Here is a 23,617-nt window from a genome sequence, read left to right on the forward strand (position 1 = left end):
CTGGCATCCTGCTGCATCCGGCGTCAACGGCGCTCTTTCAAGTGTCAATGCGGCTTGTCCACCGCCAGGCCCTGCTCGCGCACGGTCTGACGCACGACCTTGGCGGTCTCATCCATCATGGTGCTCAATCGCTGCGGTGTGCCGCCCAATACCTGCACGCCCATGGTCTGCAACCGCTCCTGCACGGCAGGATCCTGCAAGGCCGCGTTGGCAGCGCCGTTGAGCCTGGTCACGACGGCCTGCGGCGTTGCTGCCGGAGCAACGATGCCGAACCAGGTGATGGCCAGATCGTTGAGCGCAGGGTGGCCCAACTCCCTGAACGTGGGCACCTGCGGCAGGGTCGGCAAGCGCTCCTGCGCGGCCACGGCGAACGGAACCAGGCGGCCCGCAGCCACATGCGGAGCCGACGAAGGGTATTGATCGCTGAGCACCTGGGTCTCGCCCGACAGCGCGCCGCTGATCACCGGCCCCTGCCCCTTGTAGGGAATGTGGTGCAGCTTGAGCTTGAGATCGGCATTGAGGCGCTCGGCAATCAGATGCCCGATGGAGCCAATTCCGGCCGATCCGATATTGAACTGACCCGGCTTGCTGCGCGCAAGAGTGAGGAACTGGGCATAGTTCTGCACACCCATATTGGGATGCACGGAAAACACCGACGGAATGGACGCCAGTGCAACCACCGGTACAAAGGCCTTGGCAGGATCTATGCGTGCCGACTGGGGCAGCATGACGGGATTGACCACCAGCGTGCTGATGGTGCCCAGGCCTATGGTGTAGCCGTCAGGCGCCGCATTGGCCACGGCCTCGGCCCCGATGAAGCCGCTGGCGCCGGACCGGTTGTCGACCACCACGGGCTGACCCAGGGTTGTGTGCATGGCATCGGCAACCAGGCGCGCCACGATATCGGTGGAGCCTCCGGGCGTGAAAGGGACCACCAGACGCACGGGACGCTGCGGGTAACGCCCTTCTGCAGCCTGCGCCGTCAATGCCCCCAGCAAGGCCAGCAGCCCTGCTGTCTTCAACAAGAAGGAGGGGCGAACAGCGAAAGACATGGAGATCACTTTCTGGCAAGACAATAAAAACAGCCGCGCGACTTGCATCGAGCGGCTGTGGGATTGTCCGTCAGCAGGCAAAGTCCGCGCTGACGAAATGACGAAACAAACGTAACTTAATCGTCGAGCAGCGACAGATCTCGCACGGCGCCGGTATCGGCGCTGGTCACCAGCTTGGCATAGGCCTTGAGGGCCGCAGAGATCTTGCGGGGACGGGCCTGGGCAGGCTTCCAGCCCTTGGCATTCTGCGCTTCACGGCGGCGGGCCAGCTCTTCGTCGCTGACCAGCATATTGATGCTGCGGTTGGGAATGTCGATGCGGATGATGTCGCCGTTCTGCACCAGGCCAATCGCGCCGCCGGCTGCCGCTTCGGGAGAGCAGTGACCGATGGACAGGCCGGAGGTACCGCCCGAGAAGCGGCCGTCCGTCAGCAGCGCACAGGCCTTGCCCAGGCCCTTGGACTTGATGTAGCTGGTGGGGTAGAGCATTTCCTGCATGCCGGGGCCACCCTTGGGGCCTTCGTAGCGCACGATGACCACATCGCCTGCCTTGACCTTGTCGGCCAGGATGTTGGCCACGGCCTCGTCCTGCGACTCGACCACATGGGCAGGGCCTTCGAAGACCAGGATCGACTCGTCCACGCCTGCGGACTTCACCACGCAGCCGTCCAGCGCGATGTTGCCGCGCAGCACGGCCAAGCCGCCTTCCTTGCTGAAAGCGTGCTCGTAGCTGCGGATGCAGCCTTCGGCACGGTCCAGGTCCAGGCTGGGCCAGCGGGTGTTCTGGCTGAACGCCACCTGCGTGGGAATGCCAGCGGGGCCGGCCATGTAGAAGTGGCGCACGGCCTCGTCCTGCGTGCGCATGATGTCCCACTGCTCCAGCGCATCCTTCATGGTCTTGGCATGCACCGTGGGCACATCGGTGTGCAGCTTGCCGGCGCGGTCCAGCTCGCCCAGGATGGCCATGATGCCGCCAGCGCGGTGCACGTCTTCGATGTGGTACTTGGGCGTGTTGGGTGCCACCTTGCACAGCTGGGGCACGACGCGCGAGAGGCGGTCGATGTCGGCCATGGTGAAGTCGATACCCGCTTCCTGGGCGATGGCCAACAGGTGCAGGATGGTATTGGTGGAGCCGCCCATGGCGATGTCCAGCGTGATGCAGTTCTCGAAGGCCTTGAAGCCCACGGAGCGCGGCAGCACGCTGTCGTTGTCGTTCTCGTAGTAGTCGCGGGCCAGCTCGACGATGCGGCGGCCAGCGCGCAGGAACAGCTCTTCGCGGTCGGCATGCGTGGCCACCACGGTGCCATTGCCGGGCAGGGACAAGCCCAGCGCTTCGGTCAGGCAGTTCATCGAATTGGCGGTGAACATGCCCGAGCAGGAACCGCAGGTCGGGCAGGCGGAGCGCTCCACCTCGGCCACTTCGGCATCGGAATAGCGCTGATCGGCCGCGATCACCATGGCGTCCACCAGGTCCAGCTTCTTGAACTCTATGGTCTTGGTTTCGGGGTTGGCCAGCTTGGTCTTGCCGGCTTCCATGGGGCCGCCGGAAACAAAGATCACCGGAATGTTCAGGCGCATCGCGGCCATCAGCATGCCGGGGGTGATCTTGTCGCAGTTGGAGATGCACACCAGCGCATCGGCGCAATGGGCATTGACCATGTACTCGACCGAGTCCGCGATCAGGTCGCGGCTGGGCAGCGAATACAGCATGCCGTCATGGCCCATGGCGATGCCATCGTCCACGGCGATGGTGTTGAACTCCTTGGCCACGCCGCCGGCCTTTTCGATCTCGCGCGCGACCAGTTGCCCCAGATCCTTCAGATGCACATGACCGGGCACGAACTGAGTGAAGGAGTTGGCAATCGCAATGATGGGCTTGTCGAAATCGCCATCTTTCATGCCGGTGGCACGCCACAGGGCGCGCGCACCGGCCATGTTGCGGCCGCCAGTGGAGGTTTTGGAACGGTATGCGGGCATGGGGTTCGCTATAAGACGTTATCGGGAAATGATTCTTTGGATTATGGCCCAGCACTGCAAGGCAGCGATGCCTAGCCCATGGCGGGCTGTCAGGCAAAACAATCACAAGACATCGTCAATCACGATGCCTGATTCACTGCTCAACGACGTCGCTGGCCCGGTGCCATGGCCTGCTTCTGACGTTCGATACGCTCTTTCTTGCGCTGGTCCATCTTCTCCATGGCCTTGCGCTTGGTATAGCCCGAAGCATCGGCCCAGGCCCACCAGGCGGCAGCCGCCCCATAAACGCCCAGAATCGGCCACCAACTCCAGCCTGCGACAGGCCCGATCTGAGCCAGCTTGAGCAGCGACAACACGATCGCCAAACCTAACAGATACATACATCCCCTTTTTTGTTGATTTTCCAGAACACAGAGTGCACTGGAGAGTACACAAGCCAAGCACTACAATGCGCTAAAAGATCAACTTTAACCCCGCACCCTGGGAACTCATGATGAAGCAATTTCTGATCGCTTTCGCCCTTTCCGCCGCTGCCGTGGCCCCTGCCATGGCCGATCAGGCCCTGGCGCAGTCCAAGAACTGCATGGCCTGCCACGCTGTTGACAAGAAGCTGGTTGGTCCCGCATTCAAGGATGTGGCCGCCAAGTATGCAGGCCAGAAGGACGCCGCCGACAAGCTGGCTGCCAAGGTCATCAAGGGCGGCTCCGGCGTGTGGGGCCCCGTGCCCATGCCCGCCAATCCCCAGGTGAACGACGCCGATGCCAAGAAGCTGGTGGCCTGGATTCTGACGCAGAAGTAAATCGACTGCTTCTCAACGGCGCGAGACAGGGCCGTTATCAAAAACCGCATGGCTCCCATGCGGTTTTTTGTTTCTGAAGCTACCGCGACTCAGCGGCCCTGCTCTTCCATCAGCCCTACGGCACCAGGATTCCAGACTTCGCTCCGCACCCGTGAGGTCAGCATCCGCAACACTTGACTGCTGCAACTCGGCAGCAACTCGGCCCGTGGCTCGTGCAGCGACGAATCAATACCGCAGCCGTTGCAATGCAGACTGTCAGGCAGCAGCGTGCAATAAAAAAGGCCCCGAAGGGCCTTTTTGGATTCACAGCCTAGGCCTGTGAATTACGCATCACGCGAAGCACGCTTGCGGTCGTGTTCCTTCAGGTGACGCTTGCGCACGCGCAGGCTGGTGGGGGTGATTTCCAGCAGCTCGTCGTCTTCGATGAATTCCACGCCGTACTCCAGCGACAGCTCGATGGGAGGCGTGATCTTGATCGCGTCTTCCTTGCCGGAAACACGGAAGTTGGTCAGCTGCTTGGTACGCGTGGCGTTCACCACCAGGTCGTTGTCGCGGCTGTGGATGCCGATGATCATGCCTTCGTACACGGGGTCGCCGGCCTTCACGAACATGCGGCCACGGTCGTCCAGCTTGCCCAGGGCGTAGGTGAAGATTTCACCGTCGTCCATGGAGATCAGCACGCCGTTCTTGCGGCCGCCGATGTCACCCTTATGGGGTTCGTAGCTGTCGAAGATATTGGCGATCAGGCCGGAACCACGTGTCAGGTTCAGGAATTCGTTGGTGAAACCGATCAGGCCACGGGCAGGAATACGGTATTCCAGACGGACGCGACCGCGGCCATCGGGTTCCATGTTCACCAGCTCGCCCTTGCGCTCGCCCAGTGCCTGCATCACGCCGCCCTGGTGGCCTTCTTCGATGTCGGCAGTCACCAGCTCGATGGGCTCGTGCTTTTCACCGTCGATCATCTGCATCACGACGCGGGGCTTGGACACTGCCAGCTCGTAGCCTTCGCGGCGCATTTCTTCCAGCAAGATGGTCAGGTGCAGTTCACCACGGCCGGAGACTTCAAAGATACCGTCTTCGTCGGTTTCCTTGACGCGCAGAGCCACGTTGGAGCGCAGTTCCTTTTGCAGACGGTCCCAGATCTGGCGGCTGGTCACGAACTTGCCTTCACGACCTGCCAGGGGCGAGGTGTTCACGCAGAAGTTCATGGTCAGCGTGGGCTCGTCAATCTTCAGCATGGGCAGAGGCTGAGGATTGGCGGGATCGGTGACGGTCTCGCCGATACCGATGTTTTCGATACCGCTGATCAGCACGATCTCGGAAGGACCGGCTTCGGTGGCCTGCACGCGATCGATACCCTGGAAGGTATGCACCTGGTTGATCTTGCCGCTGTAGCTCTTGCCGTCAGGACCTGCCATCACGGCCACTTGCTGACCGGGCTTGAGCGTACCCTGGGTGATGCGGCCCACGCCGATACGACCCACGAAGGTGGAATAGTCCAGAGCGGAGACCTGCAGTTGCAGGGGAGCGCTGGCATCGCCCTGCACGGAAGGCACATGGTCGAGGATGGTATCGAACAGGGCGGACATGTCCTCACCCCACTTGGCACCGGGCTCGCCCTCTTCCTTGGACGACCAGCCGTTGATGCCGGAGGCGTAGACCACGGGGAAGTCCAGTTGCTCGTCGGTGGCGCCCAGCTTGTCGAACAGGTCGAAAGCGGCGTTGATCACCTTGTCGGGGTTGGCACCGGGCTTGTCCACCTTGTTCACCACCACGATGGGGCGCAGACCCAGGGCCAGAGCCTTCTTGGTCACGAAGCGCGTCTGGGGCATGGGGCCTTCCTGCGCATCGATCAGCAGCACCACGCCGTCGACCATGGACAGGGCACGTTCCACTTCGCCGCCGAAGTCCGCGTGACCGGGCGTGTCGAGAATGTTGATGTGGGTGTCCTTCCAGGACACGGCACAGTTCTTGGCCAGAATGGTGATGCCGCGCTCACGTTCGATGGCATGGTTGTCCATCACGGTGTCGACGACTTTTTCGTGCTCGGCAAAAGTGCCGGACTGGCGCAGCAGCTGGTCCACCATGGTGGTCTTACCGTGGTCAACGTGCGCGATGATCGCAATGTTGCGGATTTGTTTGCTCATAATGTTTCCAAAATGCCGCTTGCTTGTGGACGCGGCGTTCCTTCCAAAATTTGTTGAATTTCTAGCGGACTGAGCAGGCGCTCGGGAATCAATTCCCCGCTCGCCACACGGCCTACCCCTAAAAGGGCATGCGGGCGCTCACCATACACCGCCACGGCCGGGGCATCCGCCCAAGACCCTCGACGGCGCAAGCCTGATAGAAAGCGACCTGCATCCTGTTCACCCAAGGTGACGACGGCATGACGATGCAGCAGGGTATCCACAGGCTGGACCTGCGCGATGCGCTCTTCATCGTTCATGGCTTCCAGCGCCTCCAGCGTCACGCAGCGCGACACCTCAAGACCGCCGGTTTCCACACGGCGCAGAAAGCGCAAGTGGGCGCCACAGCCCAAGGCCTCGCCCACGTCTTCGCCCAATGTGCGGATGTAAGTGCCCTTGCTGCAGCTCACTCTCATCTTGACGGCCGGATGCCCCTGATCGTCCTGCACCAGCGTCAGCTCCAATGCATGAATGGTGACATCTCGTGCGGGGCGCTCCACTTCCACGCCCGCACGGGCATATTCATAGAGTGCCTTGCCGTCCTTCTTCAGCGCACTGTGCATGGGCGGCACCTGCTTGATATCGCCCGTGAACTGGGCTTGCACCTGCGCCAGGCGCTCGGGCGTGATGGCGGCCAGATCGACGGCACGCTCCAGCACCACATCGCCCTCGGCATCGGCCGTGGTTGTGGTCTGGCCCAGGCGGGCAATGGCTTCGTAGGTTTTCTCGGCTTCGAGCTGAAGCTGACTGAATTTGGTGGCAGCGCCGAAACACAGCGGCAGCACGCCACTGGCCAGCGGATCAAGCGTGCCTGTATGCCCGGCCTTTTCGGCACGTAGCAGCCACTTGACCTTCTGCAAGATATCGTTGCTGGACCAGCCCAGCGGTTTATCGAGCAGCAACACCCCATGCACAGGGCGCCGCTGCACCCGGGTGCGAGGGGCGTTCATGTGCTTATTCCTGTTCGGGTCCGCGCGACGCCACAGCCTTGGCGATCAAGGCGTTCATGTCGGCAGCGCGCTCTGTAGTGCGGTCGTAGACGAAATGCAGCGTGGGCACGGTATGAATGTGCAGACGCTTGAACAGGCCGTTGCGCAGAAAGCCTGCGGCCTGATTGAGTGCTGCCAGCGTCACTTCGGGATCGCCGACGAGCACGCTGAAGAACACCTTGGCGTGGGCATAGTCAGGAGTCACCTCCACGCCTTGCAGCGTGACCATGCCGACGCGCGGGTCCTTCAACTCGCGGGCGATCAGCTCCGACAGATCACGCTGGATCTGGTCGGAAACTTTGAAGCTGCGGTTGGGAGCAGCAGATTTGCGTTTGGTTGCCATGAATAAAAAAGGAGCTATTTGCGCTTGCTTCACAAGGAGTTCAAGGCATTTTCAGCCTCAAACCCTTGCAGAGCAGGCGCTAGCAGCTATTGCTTTTACAGCGTACGAGCGATTTCCTTGATCTCGAAGACTTCCAGCACGTCGCCTTCCTTGATGTCGTTGTAGTTGCGCAGCTTGATACCGCACTCGAAGCCTTCCTTGACTTCCTTGACATCGTCCTTCATGCGGCGCAGCGACTCGATCTCGCCCGTGTAGATGACCACGTTGTCGCGCAGCAGACGGAAGTGTGCATTACGGGTGACGTGACCTTGCGTGATGTACGAGCCGGCAATGGTGCCGATCTTCGTTGCCACGAACACGGTACGGATCTCGGCCATACCGATGATCTCTTCGCGCTTCTCGGGAGCCAGCATGCCGGACATCGCAGCCTTCACTTCATCCACGGCATCGTAGATGATGTTGTAGTAGCGAACGTCGACATCGTTGCCTTCAGCGGTCTTGCGGGCCTGAGCATCCGCACGCACGTTGAAGCCGATGATGATGGCCTTGGAAGCCAGCGCCAGGTTGACGTCGGACTCGGAGATACCGCCCACGCCGGAGTACACCAGCTGAACCTTGATCTCGTCGGTGGACAGCTTGAGCAGCGAGGCTGCCAGAGCTTCCTGCGAGCCTTGCATGTCGGCCTTGATGATGATGGGCAGGGTCTGCACATCGCCAGCGGACATTTCGGCGAACATGTTTTCCAGCTTCGCAGCCTGCTGCTTGGCCAGCTTGGTGTTGCGGAACTTGCCGGCGCGGTAGGTCGCGATTTCACGGGCACGGCGTTCGTCGCTCAGCACCATGAAGTCGTCACCCGCCTGGGGCACTTCGTTCAGACCCTGAATCTCTACAGGGATGGAAGGACCGGCTTCCTTGGTCTGCTTACCGTCTTCGTCGAGCATGGCTCGCACGCGACCATAGGTCTGGCCCGCCAGCACCACGTCGCCGACCTTCAGCGTACCGGACTGCACCAGCACCGTAGCCACGGTACCGCGACCCTTGTCCAGCTGGGCTTCGATCACGATACCCTTGGCTGCGGCGTCCACGGGCGCCTTGAGTTCCAGCACTTCGGCCTGCAGCAGCACTTGCTCCAGCAGCTCGTCGATGCCCTGACCGGTCTTGGAGGACACGGCCACGAAGGGAGAGTCGCCGCCGTATTCTTCGGGCAGCACCTCTTCCACGACCAGCTCCTGCTTGACGCGATCGGGGTTGGCTTCGGGCTTGTCGGCCTTGGTGATGGCCACCACGATGGGAACACCAGCCGCCTTGGCGTGCTTGATGGCTTCCTTGGTCTGGGGCATGACGCCGTCGTCGGCAGCGGCCACCAGAATCACGATGTCGGTGGACTTGGCACCGCGAGCACGCATGGCCGTGAAGGCCTCGTGACCGGGAGTGTCCAGGAAGGTGATGATGCCGCGAGGCGTCTTCACATGGTAGGCACCGATGTGCTGAGTGATGCCGCCGGCTTCGCCCGACGCCACCTTGGTGCGACGGATGTAGTCCAGCAGCGAGGTCTTGCCGTGGTCCACGTGACCCATGACGGTCACCACGGGAGCGCGCGGCAGTTGCTCGGCTTCGGAGTTGGAGACTTCCTCGGCGGTGAAGGCCTCGGGATCGTCCAGTGCTGCCACCTTGGCGGTGTGACCCATTTCTTCCACCACGATCATGGCGGTGTCCTGGTCCAGCGGCTGGTTGATGGTGACCATCTGGCCCATCTTCATCAGAACCTTGATGACCTCGGATGCCTTGATGGCCATCTTGTGAGCCAGTTCGGCCACGGTGATGGTCTCGGGCACCGAAATCTCCAGCTGACGGAACTCGGGAGCCTGCTGCTGTTGCTGCTCGTGACGATCATTGCCACGACGGCCGCCCTTGGGACCACCGCGCCAGTTGGAACGGCCAGCCACGCCGCCGGAGCTGTCGCCACGGGTCTTGATTTCCTTCTTCTTGCCGGCGTCGTTGGACCAGCTCGAAGACAGCTTGGCGGACTTAACTTCCTTGCCTGGACGGGCGCCGCCGCCGGCATTGGCCGCGCCAGCGCTGCCTGCAGGCTTGTTGCCATCCTTGGCAGCAACAGGCTTCTTGGCATCGGCGGCAACCGGAGCAGCCTTCTTGGGCTCCTCGGGCTTCTTGGCGACCAGCACCTTCTTGGGTGCAGCCATCATGGCGCGGATGGCTTCCGCTTCGGCCAGGGCCTTGCGGCGGCGCTCATCCAGATCCTTGGCGCGGCTGGCTTCTTCAGCAGCCTTGGCCTGGGATTCGGCTTCCGCCTTGGCGCGTGCCTCGGCCTGGGCCGCAGCACGTGCGGCAGCGCCTGCGGCGTGCTCGCGCTTTTCTTCTTCCTTTGCCGCCTTGGCTTCAGCCACCTTGGCGACTTCGGCGGCTGCATAGGCTGCAGCACGTTCCTCGGCTTCGCGCTCGCGGCGCTCGCGCTCTTCGCGCTCTTGACGTTCCTTGGCCAATTGTTCTTCCTGATGGCTCAACAGCTCGGCCTCGCGGCGAGCATCTTCTTCACGGCGTACCAGCTCTTGACTAGCGGCACGCTCCTGCACAGCCTTAGCCATGCTTTCCGCATTGGCCTGAGCCTCGGCGGGAGTGTCTTCCCGCTTCACGAAAGTGCGCTTCTTGCGCACTTCCACCTGAATCGTACGGGCACGGCCCGATGAATCCGCCTGCTTGATTTCGCTGGTGGACTTCTTGGTCAGCGTGATCTTCTTGGCACCGCTGCCATGGCTTGCCTGCAGGTGAGACAGCAAGCGCTGCTTGTCACCTTCGGTCAGCGCGTCAGCCGCATTGGCCTTGTCAACCCCGGCGGCCTTGAGCTGCTGCAGCAAGGTATCAGGGGTCGTGTTGCGCTCTTTCGCAAATTCTGCAACCGTATTACTCGACATAAATGCTCTGTACCTCCCTGACCTTACTCTTGCCCATCGGTAAACCAGTGCTCACGCGCCTTCATGATCAAGGCCTTGGCTTCTTCGGCAGTCTGACCGGTGATTTCGGTCAGCTCGTCGATCGCCAGGTCGGCCAGATCGTCACGGGTGTGCACATCAGCTTGCGCCAGCTTGTCCAGCAGCTCGGCAGTCATGCCGTCCAGAGACACCAGATCCTCGGATGCCTTGCTCACATTTTCTTCGCGAGCAATTTCCTGACTCAGCAGTGCATCCTTGGCGCGGCTACGCAGCTCGTTCACCGTCTCTTCGTCGAAGGATTCGATCTCGAGCATTTCCTGCAGCGGCACATAGGCCACTTCTTCCAGGGTCTCGAAACCTTCTTCGATCAGGATGTTGGCGATTTCCTCGTCCACATCCAGCTTTTCCATGAACAGCTTGCGCGAGACAGCCGACTCGTCGGCCTGCTTCTGGGCAGACTCTGCAGCGTCCATGATGTTGATCTTCCAGCCTGTCAGCTCGGAGGCCAGACGCACGTTCTGACCGCCGCGACCGATGGCGATGGCCAGATTTTCCTCGTCCACCACCACGTCCATGGCGTGCTTTTCCTCATCCACAACGATGGAAGAGACATTGGCAGGAGCCAGGGCACCGATCACGAACTGGGCGGGGTCTTCGGACCACAGCACGATATCCACACGCTCGCCGGCCAGTTCGTTGGTCACGGCATTCACGCGGGTGCCGCGCACGCCGACACAGGTGCCGATGGGGTCCACGCGCTTGTCGTGGCTGAGCACGGCGATCTTGGCACGAGAGCCGGCGTCACGGGCGCAGCTCTTGATCTCCAGCAGGCCTTGCTCGATCTCGGGCACTTCATTGCGGAACAATTCCACCATGAATTCGGGAGCCGAGCGCGACAGCAGGATGGGAGCACCGCGCAGGGTGGCATCGACTTCCATGATCATGGCGCGCACACGGTCGCCATTGCGCAGATTTTCCTTGGGGATCATCTCGCCGCGCTTGAGTCGGCCTTCCACACGGCCGGATTCGACAATGATGTCGCCCTTGTCCATGCGCTTGACGGTACCGGTGAAAATCTTCTCGCCACGGGCCAGGAATTCGTTGAGCAGCATTTCGCGCTCGGCGTCGCGAATCTTCTGCAGGATGACCTGCTTGGCAGCCATGGCACCGATACGGCCGATGGGCAGCGACTCGATCTGCTCTTCAATGAACTCACCAATTTGAATGCCGGGCACGCGGTCTTCCGCATCCATCAGCATTTCTTCGGCGTCGGGGTTCTGCAGACCGGCATCGTCAGACACCACCACCCAGCGGCGAAAGGTGTCGTAGTCGCCGCTTTCGCGATCGATGGACACGCGGATGTCTACTTCACCTTGGTACAGCTTCTTGGTGGCCTGTGCCAGTGCGGATTCCACGGCACCAAAAACCACATCGCGTTCCACGTTCTTTTCACGCGAAATGGCTTCAACCAACATCAACAGTTCGCGATTCATGCGACGACTCTCCTATTTCAATCACACAAAGAGGATTTGCATGCGACCTCTTTGCCCCAAAAGATTCAAACGCTTCAGCTGCCTCATTCGGGCTTGGCTGCGCGTCCTTTGAAATTCACAATCGGTGCCAGACGAGCTTCGCGCAACTCGTCAAGCGTAAAGCCCATCGCGTTCAACGGCGCTGGCTCACGCTTCTTGCTGACGCGCACGCCCGGCTTGGGAGGCGGCTCATCGCTCCAGACGATCTGCCAGCCACCTTCTTCAGTCCGCTCCAGCGTGCCACGAAATTTTTTGCGGTTTGCATTGATCTTGTCGCCACCCGCAGCCCCGATGGGAGCCTTGAGCGTCAGATCCACCTCCGAGCCTTTAAAGCGGATGAAGTCCTGCTCATGGCGCAGCAAACGATCAATGCCTGGAGAAGAGACCTCCAGGCGGGCGTAGTCCGCACCATCGACTTCCAGCGCAAACTGAAGCTGGCGCGTGACCTTTTCGCAGTCTTCCACTGTCACGAACTGCTCGGGCAGCTCAGGCGCACCTTCCTCCGGCGCCTGCCAAGGCAAATCAATCGTGATGCGCAGCAGGCCGCCGGCCGAGCGCTCGATTTCAACCAGGTCATAGCCCAGACCTGTGACGGTTTGTTCAACGATTTGCTGTAGTGCCACGTGTATTCAGTTCAATCCCGAAAAATCTGTCAAATCATGGACTTAGCTCTGCCAAAAACAGGTTTCGCCATGAATTGCCCAAAAAAAACGGGCGGTATGTACCCGCCCGTTTGGTCGTGAAGCCGTGATTGTAGCCGCAAACCACTGTTTTCGCAAAAAGTGTCTCGCATAAAACAGCGATCAACGCAAGACTTCCTGCAGGTCATCAGCGCGCAACAATCGCTGCAGCAAATCCTGGGCCTCCTGCACATCGGCGGGCCTCGCCGCCGCATCTTCGGACAGGGATTGCAGCATCCGCGCCAGCACCCCCGTCTGCGGAAGCACAGGCCCCAGAAATCTGGCCTGCTCACCCTGCGCCACCAAAATGGACGGAAAGGTTTCTATGTCCAGATCGCCAGCGACATCCTCACGGTCTTCCACATCGAGCCAGACAAAACGCATCTGTGGAAACTGGGCAGCAAGAGCCTCGAAGGGCTGCCGGTACTGTTTACAGGTACCGCACCAGTCAGCACAGAGGCAGACAACCAGCCATGCGTCTGTTTTTGTAATTTCTTGTTTCATTTCACGAACTCTGGGCAGGCCTTCGCACACGCCCCTGCATTGATCCCGGCAATGGTAGCGCCAGATGCACCCAAGGACTCAAACCCCGGTCATCACCCCACCAGCGCGCATTGAGACCCTTGAAGCTGCCGCACTCTATCCCTATTATTTTCCTGAATGCGGGCGCAGCAATGGCAGCAGCCAAGGCAACAGTCTTGCGCCCATCTTTTGACAAGAAGATTGGTGACTCCATGGATTACAAGGACTATTACAAGATACTTGGCGTGGACAAAAAGGCCTCCACCGAGGACATCAAAAAGGCCTATCGCAAACTCGCCCGCAAATACCACCCCGACATCAGCAAGGAAAAAGACGCGGCTGCTCGCATGGCCGAGGTCAACGAAGCCAACACCGTGCTCTCCGACCCCGAAAAGCGCGCCGCCTACGACGCCATGGGCGACGAGATGCAGTTTGCTCAAAATGCCAGAGCTCAGGGCAAGGGAGGCTTTCGCCCGCCGCCCGACTGGGATCAGCAGGACTTTCACTTCAGCAGCCAGGGCGATGCCGGCAGCGACGCCGATTTCAGCGACTTCTTCTCGCAGATGTTCGGCCAGGCCGCTCGTGCACGGCGCCATCAGGGCCAGCAAGGCGCGCGCAGCACCCCAGACATGCGCGGCCAGGACCAGCATGCCAGCATAGAGCTGGATCTGCAGGACAGCTATAGCGGCGCCGTGCGCTCGCTGCATCTGCGCAGCACCGTGCTCGACGAGCAGGGCATCCCCACCCACAAGGACAAGGAGCTGCAGGTCACCATTCCCAAGGGCGTGCGCGAGGGCCAGATGATTCGCCTTGCCGGTCAGGGCAACCCGGGTCTGGGCAAGGGTGCTCCAGGCGATCTGCTGCTGGAGGTGCACTTCCGTAGCGATCCGCGCTGGTGGTCCGAAGGCAAGGATGTCTACCAGCGAGTGCCGCTCGCGCCCTGGGAAGCCGAGCTCGGTGGCCCCGTCCCCTTCAAGACGCTGGCCGGGGAACTGGAAGTCACCGTGCCCGCCGGCTATCGCTCGGGTCGCAAGCTGCGCCTCAAGGGCAAGGGCCTGCCCGCCGCCACGCCGGGTGATCTGTACCTGGTGCTGGATGTGGTCTTCCCACCCGCGGCGACACCCGCGCAAAAGCAGGCTTATGCCGACTTTGCCAGGGCCTTCCCGCAGTTCGATGCCCGCAGCCTGAGTTGAAAGGTTTTCCCATGAGCCCCTCCCACTACCCTTTCTACGAGCCTGCCGAGCTGCTGGAACAGGCCGTGCTCGATCTGCACGAGCTGGCGCGCCATTGCTGCACCAGCCCGCAATGGGTGATCGAGCATGTGCAGACAGGCGTCATCAGCTACGACAACGAAGGTCAGCTGCGCGAGATCAGCCACGAGCAATGGCGCTTCAGCAGCCAGACGCTGGTGCGTGCACGCCGCATTGCCCAGCTGGAACACAGCTTCGACGCCGACCCTCAGCTCGCCGCCCTGACCACCGATCTCATCGAGGAAGTGCAGCAGCTGCGCCGCAAGCTGAAAAATCTTCAGGGATGAGCAAACCAACGCTCTGAAGCCGTGAAAAGCAAAAAGCCCTCGCACCGAAGTGACGAGGGCTTTTTTGCGGGCCGCACACCAGGGCGCAGCCTGCCGCAGGAATTAGCCGTGGCGCTTGCCGGGCTGCTTCTTGCTGCGAGTGTGCGAACCACGCTCCAGGCTCACGCGCTGGCCACGGCCGGGAGTGGGCAGGGTCACGCCATTGGGTGCCTGGGGACGGGGAGTGGCCTTGCGGTCTGCTTCGGTAACGATCTTATTGCCCATGTCGAATTCTCAATTGGGAGGTTGAAAAGGATCAATTAGGCCACAGCCAGAGAATTCGCGCCAAATAAATACAAACTTTCGAGTGCGGATTCAGTGTTTTTCAGCGAATGCCTGCCTCGCGAATCAGTGAACCGACAGCAATTGCAGGCATTCAAAGCCTCAAACCTTTGAAGGGAAGGCACTGCTCGCCATCACATTCAGACCGCCGGAGGCTCGGCAACGACCCCGGCGGCCTCGACCAACTGGCGCGTGTATGCCTGCCTCGGCGCAGTCAGCACCGCCTGCACATCGCCCTGCTCCACGATCTGCCCGTCCTTCATGACCAGCACCTCATGGGCCATGGCGCGAATCACATCCACATCGTGGGTGATGAGCAGATAGGCCAGGCCACGCTCCTTCTGCAGCCGCTGCAACAGGGCCAGCACCTGCTGCTGAATGGTGACGTCGAGTGCACTCGTGGGCTCGTCAAGCACCAGGACCTCGGGCTCCATGATGAGCGCGCGTGAAATCGCCAGGCGCTGCCGCTGCCCGCCCGAGAATTCATGCGGATAGCGCTGCAGCAGGCCGGGGAACTGGGCCTCGGTCAAGCCCACCTCTTCGAGCATCTTGAGCACGCGCTCGCGCCGCGGCCCGGCAGCGAGCTCAGGGGCATGGATCTGCAGGCCTTCGCCGACGATCTCCTCCACCGTCATGCGCGGCGACAGCGAGGAAAACGGATCCTGGAACACCACCTGAATCTTGCGCCGCAGCGCCAGATTGGCGGCGCTGTTGCGGATTGCCGGCTGCTGCCATTGCCTGCCGGCCACCTGCAGCTCCCCGGCCGCAGGCAACAACCCCAGCACGGCCTGGGCCAGCGTGGATTTACCGGAGCCCGATTCACCGATCACGCCCAGGGTACGACCGGGCCGCAACAGCATATCCGCGCCCTTGACCGCGACGAACGCGCCCTTTTTGAACCAGCCGCGAATGCCGGGCAAGGGCGTGGCATAGCTCACCTGCAAGGCCTGGGTCTGCACCACGGCAGCCTCACCGGCCGGCACGGTCTCATCCGCCACATTGCGCACCGGCCGGCTGGCCAGCAACTTGCGGGTATAGGCATGCTGCGGGTTCCGCATCAGCTCGGCCACCGCGCCCTGCTCCACGAGACGGCCTTTTTCCATGACGGCCACGCGGTCGGCAAAGCGGCGCACCAGGTTCAGGTCATGCGTGATCATCAGCACGGCCATGCCGGTCTGCCGCTGCAGATCGGCCAGCAAATCCAGGATCTGGCCACGCAGCGTCACATCCAGCGCCGTTGTCGGCTCGTCGGCCAGCAGCAGCCGGGGACGGCTGGCCAGGGCCATGGCGATCATGGCGCGCTGACGCTGGCCACCGCTGAGCTGGTGCGGAAAGCTCTGCGCGCGACGCTCTGGCTCAGGGATGCCGGTAGTGGCCAGCAGCTCGACGGCCTGCTTCAAGGCCTGCGCCCGGCTCAAGGCCTGCTTGAGCTGCAGCACCTCCGCCACCTGCGCGCCGACGGTCATCAGCGGGTTCAGCGCCGTCATCGGCTCCTGAAAGATCATGGCGATATCGCCGCCGCGTATGCCCTGCATCTCGCGCTCCGAAAGCCCCAGCAGATCGCGCCCGTCCAGCAGGGCCCGGCCACCCAGCTGTGCATCGCCCACCAGACGCAGCAGCGACAGCGCCGTGACCGACTTGCCCGAGCCGGACTCCCCCACCAGCGCCAGCTTTTCACCGGCAGCCATCTCGAAGCTCACGCCCTGCACCACGGGCTTGCCCGCAAAAGACACACTCAGATCGTGCACGCTCAGCAACTGGCTGCGGCTCTCAATCCCATACTTTTCCTGGCTCATGGCTTGCCTCCTGCGCGCTTTGCAGCCTCGGTACGTGCCTGCTTGCGCGGGTCCAGCGCATCGCGCAGGGCGTCGCCCATAAAGGTCAGCAGCAGCAGCGTGATGACCAGCACGCCAAAGGTGGACAGGGAAATCCACCAGGCATCGATATTGTTCTTGCCCTGGCTCAGCAGCTCGCCCAGGCTTGGCGTGCCTGGCGGGACGCCCAGACCCAGAAAATCGAGCGAGGTCAGCGCCAGGATGGCCCCGCTCATGCGAAACGGCAAAAAGGTGATCACCGGCGTCATGCTGTTGGGCAGAATGTGGCGAAAGATGATGGAACGATTGCTGGCACCCAGGGCCTGGGCGGATTTCACATAGTCGAGCTGGCGATTGCGCAGAAACTCGGCTCTCACATAGTCGGCCAGACCCATCCAGCCGAACAGGCTCAGCAGGATCAGCAGCAGCGAGACACTGGGCGCAAACAGCGCGCTGAAGATGATGAGCAGGTAGAGCTCGGGCATGGAGCCCCAGATTTCCGTCAGGCGCTGGAAGGCCAGATCCGTCTTGCCGCCAAAAAAGCCCTGCACCGCCCCCGCCAGCACGCCCAGCAGCACGCCCACGGCCGTCAGCGCCAGGCCGAACAGCACGCTGACACGAAAACCGTAGATGAGCTGCGCCAGCAGATCGCGCCCCCGGTCGTCGGTGCCCAGCCAGTTGTCGGCCGACGGCGCAGAAGGATTGGGCGACTTGGCAAAGTAGTTGATGGTGGACTTGCCATAGCGGTTGATTGGGAAGATCGCCCAGTTGTCGCCCTCGCCGAGCCTTTGCCGGATGAAGGGATCGAGGTAATCGGTCGGCGTATGGAAATCGCCGCCAAACGTGGTTTCCGGGTAATCGTGCAGCAGCGGCAGATAGGTCTGCCCCTCGTAGCGCACGATGAGCGGTTTGTCGTTGGACAGCAGTTCGGCAAACAGGCTGAGCAACACCAGCACCGAGAAGATCAGCAGGCTGACAAAGCCCAGTCGATTGCCTTTGAAGCGCCGCCAGGCCCGGCGCCCCGGGGATTCGGACTTGGCAGCAGGCGTCGCTGGCACACGCTCCACTCCTGTATTCATAGCTTCTTGCGCTTGCAGGGCAATGGTTTGAGGCTTATCTTGCATAAATCAGTCAAACTTGACCCGGGGGTCCACCCAGACATAGCAAAGATCGCTGATGAGCTTGGTCACCAGGCCGATCAGCGTGAACAGATACAGCGTGCCCAGCACCACGGGAAAGTCGCGCCGGATCACGCTTTCATAGCTGAGCAGACCCAGGCCGTCGAGCGAGAACAGGGTCTCGATCAGCAGCGCGCCGGCAAAGAAGGCACCGATGAAAGCCGAGGGAAAGCCCGTGACGATGGGAATCAGCGCATTGCGAAACACATGCTTGTAGAGCACCTGGCGCTCGGACAGGCCCTTGGCGCGGGCCGTCAGCACATACTGCTTGCGGATCTCTTCGAGAAACGAGTTCTTGGTCAGCATGGCCGTCACGGCAAAGCTGCCGGCCACCATGGCGGTCACGGGCAGCGCGATATGCCAGAGATAGTCCGCCACCTTGCCCATGGTGCTGAGTTCGTCGAAATTGGCCGATGTCAGCCCGCGCAGCGGAAACCACTGCAGCTGCCCGCCAAAGACGACCAGCAGCGCCACGCCCAGCACAAAGCCCGGGATGGCATAGCCGATGAGAATCACGATTGTGGTCGCCAGATCGAAGCGCGAGCCGGCCCGCACGGCCTTGGCCACGCCAAGGGGCACAGCCACCAGATAGCTGATGAAAAACGTCCACAGCCCCAGGCTGATGGAGACCGGCAGTTTTTCCTTGACCAGCGCCCAGACGCTTTTGTTCTGAAAAAAGCTGGTGCCCAGATCGAAGCGCGCGAACTGACCCAGCATCTGCACAAAGCGTTCTACCGGCGGCTTGTCAAAGCCGTACAGCGCCTTGATCTCTTCAAGCCGCTTGGGGTCCACGCCCTGGCCGCCCCGGTAGCTCATGGCAGCACCTTCGGCGCCGTGTCCGGCACCGGCCTTGGCCTCGGCCAGATACTGCTCCACCGGGCCACCGGGCACGAACTGGATGACCACAAAGGTCAGCAGCAGCACGCCCAGCAGCGTGGGGATCATCAGCAAAATGCGTTTGAGAATATAGGCAAACATCTTCGATCAACCCTTGTTTTCAGCCGCGGCGGCGATGGCCACAGCGCCGGGCCGCCCCAAGCAGGGCCAGCCCCCTCGGGGGCAGCAACCCGTGCAACGGTGGAGCGTGGGGGCCACTTTACCTGGGCCTCCGCGCCGGGCCGCCCCAAGCAAGGCCAGCCCCCTCGGGGGGCAGCGACCCGTGCAACGGTGGAGCGTGGGGGCCACCTTACTTGGCCCACCAGGCATAGACGGCCCATAGCTCGCCTGGAGAATAGGCCGGAATCTGCCCCGGCAGCGCCAACTTCCAGGCGTCATAGACCATGCGATGCGTGCCCGAGTAATACTGGGGGATCAGGTAATGGCCGTGGACGATGATGCGCTCCAGCGCGTGGCAGGCGGGCAGCATCTGCTGCTCGGACTTGGCCGCAGCCATCTGGGCGATGATGGCATCCACGGCCTTGCTCTTGAGACCGACATAGTTCGAGGCCCCCTCCACATCGGCGGCAGCGCTGCCGAACAGCTCGGCATATTCCTGGCCCGGATTGTGCGTGCCGGGCACGTTGAGCGTCACGATGTCGAAATCGTATTTGTCCATGCGCTGCTGATAGAGCGCGTAGTCCACATTGCGCACCTTGAGCGTGATGCCCAGCTTTTCCAGATTGCGCATCCAGCTGCTGACGATCTTGACACCGCTCTCGCTGCTGTCCAGATATTCCAGCACCATGGGCTCGCCCCCGGCATTGCGCAAGGCTCCATCCCTGACCGTCCAGCCGGCATCGGCCAGCAGCTTCTGCGCACGCCGCAGATTGCCGCGCAGGCCGTCAGGCCCATCGGTGCGTGGCGGCTGGGCCATCTGCCCCAGCGTGCCTGGCGGCAGACTGCTCTCATAGGGCTTGAGCAGGGCCAACTCGGCATCGCTGGGATCGCCCGTGGTTTCGCAAGCGGTGTTGCCAAACAATCCATGCACGCGCTGATATGCGCCATAGAACATCTGACGGCTCATCCACTCAAAGTCATAAGCCAGGCCCAAGGCCTCGCGCACACGCACATCCTTGAGCAGCTCACGCCGCGTATTCAGGAAAAAACTCTGAAAGCCCGAGGGCAGCTTGTTCTCGAACGCGCCCTTGACCAGTTCGCCCGAGGCGAAGCGACGCCCCGTCAGACGCCTGGCCCAGTCGCCCGCGCTGTTGATGCGCATGAGATCGAACTCACCGGCCTTGAGTGCCTCCAGCCGCGCCGTGTTGTCCTTGTAGATCTTGATGGTGATTCGGTCAAAATTGGCCAAACCGACACGCACCGGCAAGGCTGCCCCCCAATACTTAGGGTCGCGAACATAGCTGATGTCCTTGCCAAACTTGACCGGCCCTATCTTGTAGGGCCCGCTGCCGATGGGCGTGTCCATCACCACCTGATCGAAGGCCTTGGGCTTGCCATCCGCGCCCAGCCCCCAGTCACGGCTGAACACCGGCAACAGAGCGCCCACGGTCAGCGGCAGGTCGCGGTTGGGCTTTTTGAAGCGAAAGCGCACCGTGCGCTCGTCGAGCACATCACAGGCAGCCACCTCGGCAAACAGCGTCTTGTAGCCGGGCGAGACATATTTGCTCAGCAGTGTCTCGTAGCTGTGCTTCACATCCTGGGCCAGCACGGGCTTTCCGTTGTGAAAGCGCGCCTGCTTGCGCAATTTGAATGTCGCGGACAGGCCGTCGGCCGCCACCTCCACATCCTCGGCCAGCAGGCCGTAGCCCGTGGCCGTCTCGTCGAGACTGGGGGTCAACAGGGTCTCGAACAGCATGTCCGCCAGGTAGGCAGGCGGCGAGCCCTTGATGGTGAAGGGGTTGTACTTGTCGAAGGTCGAATAGCGCAGATTGCTGACCATGCGCAACTCGCCGCCCTTGGGCGCTTGAGGATTCACATAGTCAAAGTGCCTGAAGTCGGCCGCGTACCTGGGCTGACCCCAGAGCGCATAGCCATGTGCTGCCAGGGCAGGTGTGGCAACTTGGCTGCTGACAATCAGGGCTGAGCAAATCATCCAATGGCGCATGCGACAATTCTGCCCTACCCCGACTGATTCGCACCCAGTTCGAACAGATACGTTTTCAAAGATGGCGCGTCTGCCACAGATGCAGCCATCGTCTCTTTCAATTTTCTTTGGAGAACAACAATGGGTTTTCTCGCCGGTAAAAAGCTGCTGATCACGGGCGTTCTGTCCAACCGTTCCATTGCCTACGGCATTGCCAAGGCCTGCCATGAGCAAGGCGCAGAACTGGCTTTCAGCTATGTGGGCGAACGCTTCAAGGACCGCATCACCGAATTTGCTGCCGACTTCGACTCCAAGCTGGTGTTCGACTGCGACGTGGGCGACGACGCCCAGATCGAAAAGCTGTTCGCCGACCTGGGTGCCACCTGGGGCAAGTTCGACGGCTTTGTGCACTCCATCGGTTTTGCCCCCCGTGAAGCCATTGCCGGCAACTTCCTCGACGGCCTGAGCCGCGAGAACTTCAAGATCGCCCACGATATCAGCGCCTACAGCTTCCCTGCCATGGCCAAGGCAGCCCTGCCTTACCTGAACGACAAGTCCTCGCTGCTGACCCTGTCCTACCTGGGTGCTCTGCGCTCCATCCCCAACTACAACACCATGGGCCTGGCCAAGGCATCGCTGGAAGCATCCGTGCGTTACCTGGCAGAAGCCGTGGGCCGCACTGCCGACGGCCGCGCCATTCGTGCCAACGGCATCTCCGCCGGCCCCATCAAGACTCTGGCAGCCTCCGGCATCAAGGACTTCGGCAAGCTGCTGGGCCGCGTGGCCGACGCCGCTCCTCTGCGCCGCAACGTGACCATTGAAGACGTGGGCAATGTCGCGGCTTTCCTGCTGTCCGACCTGGCCTCCGGCGTGACCGCCGAGATCACCTATGTGGACGGCGGCTTCAGCCAGACTGCAGGCCTGTCTGCCGATCAGGTCTGAGCCCCAGGCTTTTGACGACACCAGCCCCGCAGGCCTCAGCAGCCTGCGGGGCTTTGTTTTTTGGGGCCGTGCCCGACATCTTGGCCCTTGCCCTACAAGCGCGGCAAAGCACTGACGCTATGGTTCACAGTGTTTTCTCTATGGTTCTGACGAATATTCAAGAGGAGCTTACATGCCATATCGTTTTCTCGTCCTGGCCGCATCCGCTGCTGCCCTGACGGCCTGCAGCACTCCCGAGCCCCAGCCCGCCCAGGCCATCGCCAGGCTGCAGGCCACTTCGGGCAGCAAGGTCGGCGGCGATGTGAAATTCACCCAGAAGACCGGCCAGCATGTGGTGGTCAATGCCGTGATTCACGGCCTCAAGCCCAATTCCGAGCATGGCTTTCACATCCACGACAAGGGCGACTGCGGCGACAACGGCAATGCCGCTGCCGGCCACTTCAACCCGCTGGGCAATCCGCATGGCAAATATGACTCGACCCAGCACCATATGGGCGACCTGCCCAGCCTGAAGGCCGACTCCAACGGCGTGGCCACCGTCAACGTACAGTCGGCGGACATCACCTTGCTGGCCGGCCCTGGCAATGTCATAGGCCGGGCGGTCATCGTCCATGCACAGCCCGACGACTACACCACCCAGCCCACGGGCAATGCCGGCGCGCGCATCGCCTGCGCCGTTATCAGCCGCGACTGAAGGTCTTGCCCCTTTGACAAAAGCCGCTGCCTGGCTGCAGCGGCTTTTTCATTGAAATCGCCGTAATTACTGATGGATAAGCCGCTGATAGCCATGTTTTTTGATATGGGTTCGTACCCGCATCGACAGCATAGGCTCCGCGCTCTAGCATGAGCTGCCTCTTTACCGGGAGATAGCCATGCCTGAGCCACGGCATCGCCCCCTGCGGGAATGCATTCTCTGGCTGGTCTGTGCCTGTCTCTGCATGGGCTTTGTTGCCGTGCGAGCCCAGACCACGACACAGCCGCCTTCACTGATGCTGGCCCAGGTCTGGCGCAGCGGCCTGCCGCTGCAGGACTATTGGGTCAGCGAGAAACTGGATGGCGTACGCGGCTACTGGAACGGCCACCAGCTCGTCAGCCGTGGCGGGCAGCGGATCGCGACGCCAGAGTGGTTTGTCCGGGACTGGCCGGCCACCCCCATGGATGGCGAGCTCTGGGCCGGACGCGGCCGGTTTGCCCATGCCCAGTCCACCACGGCACAGGCCATCCCGGACGACAAGGCCTGGCACCAGATGAAATTCATGGTGTTTGATCTGCCCGCAGCTCCGGGCAGCTTTGACCAGCGCCTGCCGCTGCTGCAGCGCACCGTCGGGGCCATTGCCCAGGACTGGGTGCAGATGGTGGAGCAGCGCAAGCTGGGCTCGGAAGCCGAATTGCGGCAATGGCTGCACACAGTCGTCAAAGGCGGCGGCGAGGGCTTGATGCTGCACAAAGGCAGCGCCCCCTATCGCCCGGGCCGCAGCGACGATCTGCTCAAGCTCAAGCCTTTCGATGATGCCGAAGCCCGGGTCATAGGCTACAAAAGCGGACGCGGACAATGGCAGGGCATGACGGGTGCGCTGCTGGTGCAGACCCCGGACGGCAAGCAGTTTTCACTGGGCTCCGGACTGACGGCGCAGATGCGCAAAAGCCCGCCCGCGCTCGGCAGCTGGGTCACCTACCGCTACCAGGGCCTGCACGAAAAAAGCGGGCTGCCGCGCTTTGCCCGCTTTTTGCGCGTGCGCAGCGAGCCGGGCTTTCAGCCCGAGCCGGCAGGCCCCTGACTCGGGCTTCATCGCTGCCTGCGACTGCCGGTCCTGC

At 61.8% G+C, this 23,617-nt stretch carries 21 protein-coding genes; 6 read left to right on the plus strand and 15 right to left on the minus strand.

Features of this window, described 5'->3' with window-relative positions:
• Positions 1-44 precede the first annotated feature (44 nt).
• From FSY45_RS02240 to FSY45_RS02250, 3 genes are all read right to left on the minus strand, one after another.
• Complete coding sequence (locus FSY45_RS02240; RefSeq protein ID WP_003063144.1) at positions 45-1,052, minus strand: tripartite tricarboxylate transporter substrate binding protein; 1,008 nt, start codon at positions 1,050-1,052, stop codon at positions 45-47.
• 116 nt (positions 1,053-1,168) lie between these two features.
• Positions 1,169-3,028 (minus strand): dihydroxy-acid dehydratase, encoded by a 1,860-nt coding sequence (ilvD, locus tag FSY45_RS02245; protein ID WP_003063146.1) that lies wholly within the window; start codon positions 3,026-3,028, stop codon positions 1,169-1,171.
• Positions 3,029-3,168: 140 nt separating this feature from the next.
• A complete protein-coding gene (locus tag FSY45_RS02250) occupies positions 3,169-3,408 on the minus strand; it encodes a TIGR04438 family Trp-rich protein (protein ID WP_003063147.1) in 240 nt (79 codons plus the stop codon).
• Positions 3,409-3,521: 113 nt separating this feature from the next.
• On the opposite strand from FSY45_RS02250, the gene FSY45_RS02255 reads away from it, so the two are divergent.
• Positions 3,522-3,827, plus strand: a complete 306-nt coding sequence (locus FSY45_RS02255) for a c-type cytochrome (RefSeq protein ID WP_003063149.1) — start codon at positions 3,522-3,524, stop codon at positions 3,825-3,827.
• A gap of 323 nt (positions 3,828-4,150) precedes the next feature.
• Here FSY45_RS02255 and typA read toward each other — a convergent pair whose 3' ends face one another.
• From typA to FSY45_RS02290, 7 genes are all read right to left on the minus strand, one after another.
• Positions 4,151-5,977: a translational GTPase TypA gene (gene typA, locus FSY45_RS02260; protein ID WP_003063151.1), complete on the minus strand. Its 1,827-nt coding sequence runs from the start codon at positions 5,975-5,977 to the stop codon at positions 4,151-4,153.
• On the minus strand, positions 5,974-6,966 hold the full coding sequence (gene truB / locus FSY45_RS02265; protein WP_003063153.1) for a tRNA pseudouridine(55) synthase TruB: 993 nt from the start codon (positions 6,964-6,966) through the stop codon (positions 5,974-5,976). Before truB ends, typA begins: the two co-directional genes overlap by 4 nt.
• A gap of 4 nt (positions 6,967-6,970) precedes the next feature.
• The gene (rbfA, locus tag FSY45_RS02270; protein ID WP_003056352.1) at positions 6,971-7,348 is read right to left on the minus strand and encodes a 30S ribosome-binding factor RbfA; all 378 of its coding nucleotides are present in this window, start codon (positions 7,346-7,348) and stop codon (positions 6,971-6,973) included.
• Positions 7,349-7,443: 95 nt separating this feature from the next.
• The gene (infB, locus tag FSY45_RS02275; RefSeq protein WP_012837914.1) at positions 7,444-10,278 is read right to left on the minus strand and encodes a translation initiation factor IF-2; all 2,835 of its coding nucleotides are present in this window, start codon (positions 10,276-10,278) and stop codon (positions 7,444-7,446) included.
• 23 nt (positions 10,279-10,301) lie between these two features.
• On the minus strand, positions 10,302-11,789 hold the full coding sequence (gene nusA, locus FSY45_RS02280; RefSeq protein ID WP_003063156.1) for a transcription termination factor NusA: 1,488 nt from the start codon (positions 11,787-11,789) through the stop codon (positions 10,302-10,304).
• A gap of 83 nt (positions 11,790-11,872) precedes the next feature.
• Positions 11,873-12,451: a ribosome maturation factor RimP gene (rimP, locus tag FSY45_RS02285; protein WP_148747898.1), complete on the minus strand. Its 579-nt coding sequence runs from the start codon at positions 12,449-12,451 to the stop codon at positions 11,873-11,875.
• 180 nt (positions 12,452-12,631) lie between these two features.
• Entirely contained in the window at positions 12,632-13,012 is a 381-nt protein-coding gene (locus FSY45_RS02290; protein ID WP_148747918.1) for a thioredoxin family protein, read from the minus strand.
• A gap of 230 nt (positions 13,013-13,242) precedes the next feature.
• Here FSY45_RS02290 and FSY45_RS02295 point away from each other — a divergent pair, with 230 nt between their 5' ends.
• Positions 13,243-14,223 (plus strand): DnaJ C-terminal domain-containing protein, encoded by a 981-nt coding sequence (locus FSY45_RS02295; RefSeq protein WP_148747919.1) that lies wholly within the window; start codon positions 13,243-13,245, stop codon positions 14,221-14,223.
• Between the two features lie 11 nt (positions 14,224-14,234).
• Positions 14,235-14,567, plus strand: a complete 333-nt coding sequence (locus tag FSY45_RS02300) for a chaperone modulator CbpM (RefSeq protein WP_003063164.1) — start codon at positions 14,235-14,237, stop codon at positions 14,565-14,567.
• Positions 14,568-14,669: 102 nt separating this feature from the next.
• Here FSY45_RS02300 and FSY45_RS27740 read toward each other — a convergent pair whose 3' ends face one another.
• The 5 genes from FSY45_RS27740 to FSY45_RS02320 all read right to left on the minus strand — a co-directional run bounded on the left by FSY45_RS27740 (position 14,670) and on the right by FSY45_RS02320 (position 20,881).
• Positions 14,670-14,831: a hypothetical protein gene (locus tag FSY45_RS27740; RefSeq protein ID WP_003056362.1), complete on the minus strand. Its 162-nt coding sequence runs from the start codon at positions 14,829-14,831 to the stop codon at positions 14,670-14,672.
• Between the two features lie 197 nt (positions 14,832-15,028).
• Positions 15,029-16,684: an ABC transporter ATP-binding protein gene (locus tag FSY45_RS02305; protein WP_148747899.1), complete on the minus strand. Its 1,656-nt coding sequence runs from the start codon at positions 16,682-16,684 to the stop codon at positions 15,029-15,031.
• On the minus strand, positions 16,681-17,781 hold the full coding sequence (locus tag FSY45_RS02310) for an ABC transporter permease (RefSeq protein WP_148747900.1): 1,101 nt from the start codon (positions 17,779-17,781) through the stop codon (positions 16,681-16,683). Before FSY45_RS02310 ends, FSY45_RS02305 begins: the two co-directional genes overlap by 4 nt.
• Positions 17,782-17,829: 48 nt before the next feature.
• Positions 17,830-18,858 carry a microcin C ABC transporter permease YejB gene (locus tag FSY45_RS02315; RefSeq protein ID WP_012837909.1) on the minus strand — a complete coding sequence of 343 codons (1,029 nt, stop codon included), beginning with the start codon at positions 18,856-18,858 and terminating at the stop codon, positions 17,830-17,832.
• 208 nt (positions 18,859-19,066) lie between these two features.
• The gene (locus FSY45_RS02320; protein WP_080771257.1) at positions 19,067-20,881 is read right to left on the minus strand and encodes an extracellular solute-binding protein; all 1,815 of its coding nucleotides are present in this window, start codon (positions 20,879-20,881) and stop codon (positions 19,067-19,069) included.
• 120 nt (positions 20,882-21,001) lie between these two features.
• Here FSY45_RS02320 and fabI point away from each other — a divergent pair, with 120 nt between their 5' ends.
• From fabI to FSY45_RS02335, 3 genes are all read left to right on the plus strand, one after another.
• Positions 21,002-21,802 (plus strand): enoyl-ACP reductase FabI, encoded by an 801-nt coding sequence (fabI, locus tag FSY45_RS02325; protein WP_003063172.1) that lies wholly within the window; start codon positions 21,002-21,004, stop codon positions 21,800-21,802.
• Positions 21,803-21,974: 172 nt separating this feature from the next.
• The gene (locus FSY45_RS02330; protein ID WP_148747901.1) at positions 21,975-22,496 is read left to right on the plus strand and encodes a superoxide dismutase family protein; all 522 of its coding nucleotides are present in this window, start codon (positions 21,975-21,977) and stop codon (positions 22,494-22,496) included.
• Between the two features lie 178 nt (positions 22,497-22,674).
• The gene (locus FSY45_RS02335; RefSeq protein ID WP_003063176.1) at positions 22,675-23,580 is read left to right on the plus strand and encodes a DNA ligase; all 906 of its coding nucleotides are present in this window, start codon (positions 22,675-22,677) and stop codon (positions 23,578-23,580) included.
• Positions 23,581-23,617 lie beyond the last annotated feature (37 nt).

The organism is Comamonas sp. Z1, from assembly GCF_008121555.1.
Taxonomy (GTDB): Bacteria; Pseudomonadota; Gammaproteobacteria; order Burkholderiales; family Burkholderiaceae_C; genus Comamonas; species Comamonas thiooxydans.